At 47.9% G+C, this 7,304-nt stretch carries 9 protein-coding genes; 8 read left to right on the plus strand and 1 reads right to left on the minus strand.

Translation table 11 applies throughout. The features are described 5' to 3' along the window. Positions 1-11: 11 nt before the first annotated feature. Positions 12-1,142 (minus strand): M14 family metallopeptidase, encoded by a 1,131-nt coding sequence (locus tag HMPREF3047_RS10725; RefSeq protein ID WP_070585533.1) that lies wholly within the window; start codon positions 1,140-1,142, stop codon positions 12-14. Between the two features lie 174 nt (positions 1,143-1,316). Here HMPREF3047_RS10725 and argB point away from each other — a divergent pair, with 174 nt between their 5' ends. From argB to HMPREF3047_RS10765, 8 genes are all read left to right on the plus strand, one after another. Beyond that, positions 1,317-2,204 carry an acetylglutamate kinase gene (gene argB, locus HMPREF3047_RS10730; protein WP_070585531.1) on the plus strand — a complete coding sequence of 296 codons (888 nt, stop codon included), beginning with the start codon at positions 1,317-1,319 and terminating at the stop codon, positions 2,202-2,204. Positions 2,205-2,465: 261 nt separating this feature from the next. Next, entirely contained in the window at positions 2,466-3,752 is a 1,287-nt protein-coding gene (eno, locus tag HMPREF3047_RS10735) for a phosphopyruvate hydratase (RefSeq protein WP_070714210.1), read from the plus strand. Between the two features lie 23 nt (positions 3,753-3,775). Beyond that, positions 3,776-4,051: a cell division protein FtsB gene (ftsB, locus tag HMPREF3047_RS10740; RefSeq protein ID WP_003679613.1), complete on the plus strand. Its 276-nt coding sequence runs from the start codon at positions 3,776-3,778 to the stop codon at positions 4,049-4,051. A gap of 101 nt (positions 4,052-4,152) precedes the next feature. Continuing rightward, positions 4,153-4,644, plus strand: a complete 492-nt coding sequence (locus tag HMPREF3047_RS10745; RefSeq protein WP_070460299.1) for a DUF1841 family protein — start codon at positions 4,153-4,155, stop codon at positions 4,642-4,644. A gap of 112 nt (positions 4,645-4,756) precedes the next feature. Continuing rightward, positions 4,757-5,464 (plus strand): SIMPL domain-containing protein, encoded by a 708-nt coding sequence (locus HMPREF3047_RS10750; protein WP_070460301.1) that lies wholly within the window; start codon positions 4,757-4,759, stop codon positions 5,462-5,464. A gap of 9 nt (positions 5,465-5,473) precedes the next feature. Beyond that, a complete protein-coding gene (locus tag HMPREF3047_RS10755) occupies positions 5,474-6,103 on the plus strand; it encodes a hypothetical protein (RefSeq protein WP_141743126.1) in 630 nt (209 codons plus the stop codon). A 237-nt stretch (positions 6,104-6,340) separates the two neighbouring features. Next, on the plus strand, positions 6,341-6,766 hold the full coding sequence (locus HMPREF3047_RS10760) for a hypothetical protein (protein WP_070460305.1): 426 nt from the start codon (positions 6,341-6,343) through the stop codon (positions 6,764-6,766). A 35-nt stretch (positions 6,767-6,801) separates the two neighbouring features. Further along, a partial coding sequence (locus tag HMPREF3047_RS10765) for an IS1595 family transposase (protein ID WP_070714213.1) occupies positions 6,802-7,304 on the plus strand: 503 nt, incomplete at its 3' end.

The following is a 7,304-nucleotide window of genomic DNA, read 5'->3' on the forward strand; positions in this document are numbered from 1 at the left end:
TGTCGGATGGTTTAACGCAAATCGTCAACCACATTTAAAATAGCAGACAACATAGCCTCGCCCAAGCGCAGCGAGCGTTGGCCGTTCCAGCCGAAATCGTCGTCCGGCAGATTGGCATTGTCTTTAAACGGCATTTCCAAAGTATAGGCAAGGCAGTTGAAATGATTGCCGACCCAGTTGGTCGCCAAAGTCATGTTTGCCTGACCCGGCGCATCTTTATCATAGCCGTAATCGTCTTGGAAATCTGGGCTGGCATTGAGCAGCGCGAGTTTGAATTGGTCTTCCAAGGCTTCGATGCGCTCGTTGTAGTTAGGCACGCCTTCGGTACCGGCCACAAAGACAAACGGCAGGCCTTCATCGCCGTGAATATCCAAGAACAAATCCACGCCGGTTTCCATCATTTTTTCGCGGACGGTAAAGACTTCGGGACTTCGCTCCAAAGTCGGGTTTTCCCATTCGCGGTTGAGGTTGGCGCCGGCGGCATTGGTGCGCAGATTACCCAAAACCGAACCGTCCGGATTCATATTCGGCACAATATAGAAAGTCGCACGGTCAAGCAGCATGCGCGCGGTCGGATCTTGCGGATCAAGCAGACGACCCAGCAAACCTTCGACAAACCATTCCGCCATGGTTTCGCCCGGATGTTGACGAGCGATAATCCAGACTTTCATGTCGCTTTCGACTTGGTTGCCGATGGTCAAAAGATTGATGTCACGGCCTTGAACGGTACTGCCCAAGTCGTCGATACGGCACAAGCCGCTGCCCTGCGCATCGCCCAAAAGATTCAAATGCTGCTCGTTGGAATAAGGCTCGAAATAGGCGTAGTAAACGCTGTTGGACAAAGGCGTATGGTTGATGGTCAACACGCCGTTTTCATAGCTGGTCGGCACGCGAAACCAATTTTGGCGGTCGTAAGAGGCGCAAGCCTGATAGTCCTCCCAGCCCAAAGGATACGCAGCGTCCGCCGCATTTTCAAAATGCATCACGCAGTTTTGATAGGCCGCACCCTGCAAACGGAAGTAAAACCATTGGGCAAACTCCGAAGCATTGTCGGGACGCAGGGCGAGACGGATATCGGCAGGGTTGCTCAAGTCTTTGACAACGACCGAACCGGCATCGAATTGGGTGCTGATTTTCATCATGGGTATCCTTAGTAATCGGCGAAGAGGCCGAAGCAAACCGTCATTTTACCGTTTGCATGAGGCTGGTTTCAACCATTTAACTGATTTAACAGGATTTCAAGCGCTTGGAAATATTGTTTCAGACGGCCTTTGGGATTAAGATAAAGGCCGAAATTATGAAACAAGGTTGAAACCATGACTCAGCAACAATCTGTCTCCCCTGCCATCAAAGCGCGCGTCCTTGCCGAATCTTTACCTTATATCCGCCGTTTTTCCGGCTCCATCATCGTCATCAAATACGGCGGCAATGCCATGACCGAGTCGGCCTTAAAAGAGGGCTTCGCACGCGATGTCGTCCTGCTCAAACTGATCGGCCTGCATCCCGTCATCGTTCACGGCGGCGGCCCGCAAATCAATGAAATGTTGGAAAAAGTTGGCAAAAAAGGAGAGTTTGTTCAAGGCATGCGCGTGACCGACAGCGAAACCATGGACATCGTAGAAATGGTTTTGGGTGGACACGTCAATAAAGAAATCGTTTCCATGATTACCACCTTCGGTGGCCGCGCCGTCGGCATTACCGGCCGGGACAACCACTTCATCAAAGCGGAAAAACTCCTGATTGACACGCCCGAACAAAAAGGCGTGGACATTGGGCAAGTCGGCACCGTGGCGGACATCGATACCCGTTTGGTGGAAGGCTTGGTCGAACGCGGCTGCATTCCGGTCATCGCACCCATCGGCGTAGGTCAAAACGGCGAAGCGTTCAACATCAATGCTGACTTGGTTGCCGGCAAACTGGCGGAAAAACTTCAAGCCGAAAAACTGCTGATGATGACCAATATCCCCGGCGTACTGGATAAAGAAGGCAAATTATTGACCACCCTGACGCCAAGCCGCATTGACGAACTGATTGAAGATGGTACGCTGTACGGCGGTATGCTGCCTAAAATTGCCTCTGCCGTCGAAGCCGCCAAAAGCGGTGTCAAAGCCACGCATATCATAGATGGCCGTGTTCCCAACGCCCTGCTCTTGGAAGTACTGACCGATGACGGCGTAGGCTCGATGATTTTGGGCGAAGACTAATCCGTTTTTCAGACGGCCTTATGCCTTATTTAATCAGCTTTTCACCCTAAAAAGGGTAAAAAATGTTACACTATACGGCTTATGTTTGTTCGAGCGATATTGACGTGAAACAAACTTACAGTCGGTTTCATACCGACTCCGATGCCATACCTGGCAAAGACGGTATAATGTCTGCATTCATCAGACTTTGGCAATCATCCTTAAGGCCGTCTGAAACGTAACAAAGCTACTTTTCTTTTACCATCCTATTTGGAGATATTCATGAGCGCAATCGTTGATATTTTTGCACGCGAAATTTTGGACTCCCGCGGCAACCCTACTGTAGAGTGTGACGTATTGTTGGAATCCGGCGTTATGGGACGCGCGGCCGTACCAAGCGGCGCATCAACCGGCCAAAAAGAAGCTTTGGAACTGCGTGACGGCGACAAATCCCGTTATTTGGGCAAAGGCGTATTGAAAGCCGTTGACCACGTCAACAACCAAATCGCGCAAGCCCTCATCGGTATCGATGCCAACGAACAATCTTATATCGACCAAATCATGATCGAATTGGACGGTACTGAAAACAAAGGCAAATTGGGTGCCAACGCTACTTTGGCTGTTTCTATGGCCGTAGCACGCGCAGCCGCTGAAGATGCAGGCCTGCCTCTATATCGTTACTTGGGCGGCGCAGGCCCAATGGCTCTGCCAGTTCCGATGATGAACGTTATCAACGGCGGCGAACACGCCAACAACAGCCTGAACATCCAAGAATTCATGATCATGCCTGTCGGCGCAAAATCTTTCCGCGAAGCCCTGCGTTGCGGTGCCGAAATTTTCCACGCACTGAAAAAACTGTGCGATAGCAAAGGCTTCCCAACCACCGTGGGCGACGAAGGCGGTTTCGCACCCAACCTGAACAGCCACAAAGAAGCCCTGCAACTGATGGTGGAAGCCACAGAAGCCGCCGGCTACAAAGCTGGCGAAGACGTATTGTTCGCCCTGGACTGCGCATCCAGCGAGTTCTACAAAGACGGCAAATACCACTTGGAAGCCGAAGGCCGCTCTTACACCAGCGCAGAATTTGCCGAATACTTGGAAGGCCTGGTTAACGAATTCCCAATCATTTCCATTGAAGACGGTATGGACGAAAACGACTGGGAAGGCTGGAAACTGTTGACCGAAAAATTGGGCGGCCGAGTTCAATTGGTCGGCGACGACTTGTTCGTAACCAATCCAAAAATCTTGGCTGAAGGCATCGAAAAAGGCGTGGCAAACGCATTGCTGGTTAAAGTAAACCAAATCGGTACTTTGAGCGAAACCCTGAAAGCCGTTGACTTGGCCAAACGCAACCGCTACACCAGCGTAATGAGCCACCGTTCCGGCGAAACCGAAGACAGCACCATTGCCGACTTGGCAGTTGCCACCAACTGTATGCAAATCAAAACCGGCTCCCTGTCCCGTTCTGACCGCATGGCGAAATACAACCAATTGTTGCGCATCGAAGAAGAATTGGCCGAAGCCGCTTACTACCCTGGCAAAGCCGCATTCTACCAATTGGGCAAATAAGCAGAATATAGGATATTGATTGTATGAAGTGGGTGACTTTTGTTTTAACCTTCGCACTTTTGTGCTGTCAGTACAGCCTTTGGTTTGGTAAAGGCAGCGTCGGGCATACGGAAGAATTGCAGGAGCAGCTCGTCCGTCAGGAGGAAAAAAACCAAACGCTCACTTTGCGCAACAATTTCCTCAATGCGGAAGTTGAAGATTTGGCACACGGACAAGAGGCTATCGCCGAAATTGCCCGCGTCGAATTGGGCTATGTCCAAGACGGCGAAGTGTATTACCGAATCATCGACCGCCGCTAAACCCTGCAAAACAAAGGCCGTCTGAAAACATATTTTTCAGACGGCCTTTTTTATCGCAATCGCTATATAATCACATATCCCAAAATCAAATCACACCCATCATGTATGACGTAAACACCCACGATGTCCGCCGATTCTTTGCCAACGTCTGGCAACACAGGCTCGCACCGCTCCAATTGGACGGCCTGCAACAAAAAGCTTTGCGCATTATCGAAGCCCATCCCGAATACGGACACTATCTCGAAGACATCGAACAATATTTAGATAAAGAATGGTTGCCCGAAGACGGCGAAAGCAACCCATTCCTGCACATGTCGCTACACCTTTCCCTGCAAGAACAAAGCGCCATCGACCAGCCCCCGGGCATCCGTGCCATCCACCATCAGCTTTGCGCCCGTTACAACGGCGACTGGGTCAAAGCCGAACACGATATGATGGAAGCCTTGGCAGAAACCATCTGGGAAGCACAACGCTACGGACGGGGCCTTGACGTCAATGCCTACATGACCCGCTTGCGGAAATTGGTCGGCTTAGGCCAAGAAGAAAAAGCCCGCCTCAATCCCCATGAAGTCGGCTTGATGGATACAAAGTAACTTCTTTTCAGACGGCCTCAACCCAGACAAATCCTTACGCTTGTCAAAGCCAACGTTTCCATCTTGCATGCTAAATTACTTTTTTAAAATCCGCATTACAAGGAAAACCAAAATGCTCCGCCCAGCCCTTACCGCCCTACTGCTAGCCGCCTCCCTGCCCGTTGCAGCAGAAAGCCTCAACTACAACATCGTTGAATTTTCCGAATCCGCGAATATGGAAGTGCCACGGGATACCATGACCGCGCATTTCAGCGTCAACGCCGAAGGTAAAGACCGTCAAGCCGTCAACCAAGCCTTCATGAAGAAATTCAACCAGTTCAACAAAATCTCCCAAAACAGCAAATTTAAAGCCGAGCTGATGGAGCGCAACGCATCCCCGCGCTATCAATACACCAACGGCAAACGCACCCAAACCGGTTGGGAAGAACATGCCTACTTCAAAGTAGAAAGCAAAGACTTTGAAGCACTCAACCGCCTGATTGCCGACAGCATCAATATCGCCGTTTTGGAAAGCTCCTCATTTTCCGTATCCAAAGAAAAACGCGAAGAAACCGTCGACCAACTGAGCAAGGCCGTCATCCTACGCTTCAAAGACCGCGCCCAAAACCTCGCCCAAACACTCGGCTTCTCCAGTTACAAAATCGTCAAACTCAACCTGGGCCACATCGGCAACCGCCAAATCGGCGGTGATTTCGCACGTGCCAAAATGTTACGGACAGCCCCCGTCGCAGAAATGGCTGCAGGAATAGAAGATGGCGTACCAGCCTCCCCAGGTTCGGAAGAGATCAGCCTGACCGTCAGCGGCTCGGTGCAAATGTAGGATTTTCTTTTGAATCATTTGAAAGGCCGTCTGAAAGTATATTTTTCAGACGGCCTTTTATATTACTCAATGATTAAAATGGCATTTAATCCCGAAAGAAGGCAGGCTCATAGCGAAGAGTTCGGCAAAACCGATACTGTTGTGTTAATGTCTTACGGCAAATCACCGGAAGAAATTGCCGCCAATGCAAAAATGATGCGGATTGGCAGCGAACTGCTTACCGATATGACGGTTGTCGGAACGATTAAAGATTTCAAACAGGCCGACACGTTTAGAGATTATGCTGTTGCAACTATTTTTGCCATTCCAGGAGTGAAAGTAGCTAAAAAACTAGAAACCGTCCGCGATTTCAGAAAGGCCTACGAAGCTGCCAAAGAAGCGGGGGATTTGCGCACAGCCAAGAAATTGTTTGAATTAGCCAAAGATGCGAAAGGCTCGCCTAGAAGATTTGAACAACTTGAGGTTAAAGTAAGCAAGATACAAGAAGAGTTGGCAAGATTAGAAATTGATTTTGCTAAAATTCCTAAGGAATTTCAAAAAGCATCTTGGAACCCGCAAAGATTTTCTTTAGCCGATAACCAATTTGGTCGCAAAGTAGGAAAACATGCTACTGAACATGGATTTGATATGAACTTCTAGCGGAAGAGAAAGTTTTAAAAAATTTATTTATGAAATTGCTAAACGGCCAGATGAGTTAAGGGTAGGAACTTTTAACGGGCAGGGAATCAGGCAAGGTGCAAATCATGCACGTGGATCAGTTTTATTTAGAATTAAAGGAAATAATGTAGTAGTAACATCTCCTGAAGGAGAGTTTATAACAATTTTGAAAAATGGCTTAACTAATCCATCAGTAAAAGAAGGGATAAGGGTAAATAAATGAATGAGTTAAATGGAAGGATTTTATCAGTAAAGGAGCTTTTCTTCATATATGACGAAACGGATCTTGATATTGATGTCCAACGTCCCGATGAAATACAGTTTGATTTGGAAGGGATCCCTGTTTTATTTAAGTGTAATGGCAGCGAACCGAATCTGTCTTATGAAATCAACAAGGAAGCTGAAAACGTATCTTTAGGTAGTTATGGAGAGCTTAAAATATTCGATTTAACCGATTTTGATTTTTTTGGTTTCCTTAAAGATGAAGACCTATTGGAAATGAGAAAACTATATCTTGATGATGATGAAATCGGGTTTCGGCTAATTTTTTCCCAATCAGTGTTGAATATGATTAATTGGGGAGATGAATTTTTTTTGTTTAAAAACTTACCCGAATTTTTAATAAATGAAAATCTCCATGAATAAAAATTTAGGGGCTGTACTAGTGTTAGACTGCAAAAATGAAGATAACCCATTGTAAACTAAAAAAGAGTATTCAAAAGAAACTGCTCCAGTTTTTTGTACTCGAAGTTACCGCCCGTTCAGCAGCTGATTTATCGGGCATCCACCCCAATTCGGCAGTGCTGTTTTACCGCAAGATTCGCGAAGTCATCAGCCATCATCTTTCACTGGAAGCCGATACGGTTTTTGACGGCTCAGTTGAGTTGGACGAGAGCTATTTTGGCGGACACCGCAAAGGCAAACGTGGATGCGGTGCGGCAGACAAGGTGGCAGTTTTTGGTATTCTCAAACGCGGCGGCAAGGTTTATACCGTGGTTATTGAGAACGCTAAAAGAGAGACGTTATTTCCTGTTATCACAAAGAAAATTATGCCTGACAGTATTGTCTATACGGATTGTTTGAGTAGCTATGATGTGTTGGATGTAAGCGGATTTACCCACCACCTCATTAATCACAAGACAACCGCTACCAGGATTGGGAAAACCACGAGCGCAAAAAGTCC

Source organism: Neisseria sp. HMSC075C10, from assembly GCF_001815615.1.
Classification (GTDB): domain Bacteria; phylum Pseudomonadota; class Gammaproteobacteria; order Burkholderiales; family Neisseriaceae; genus Neisseria; species Neisseria subflava_A.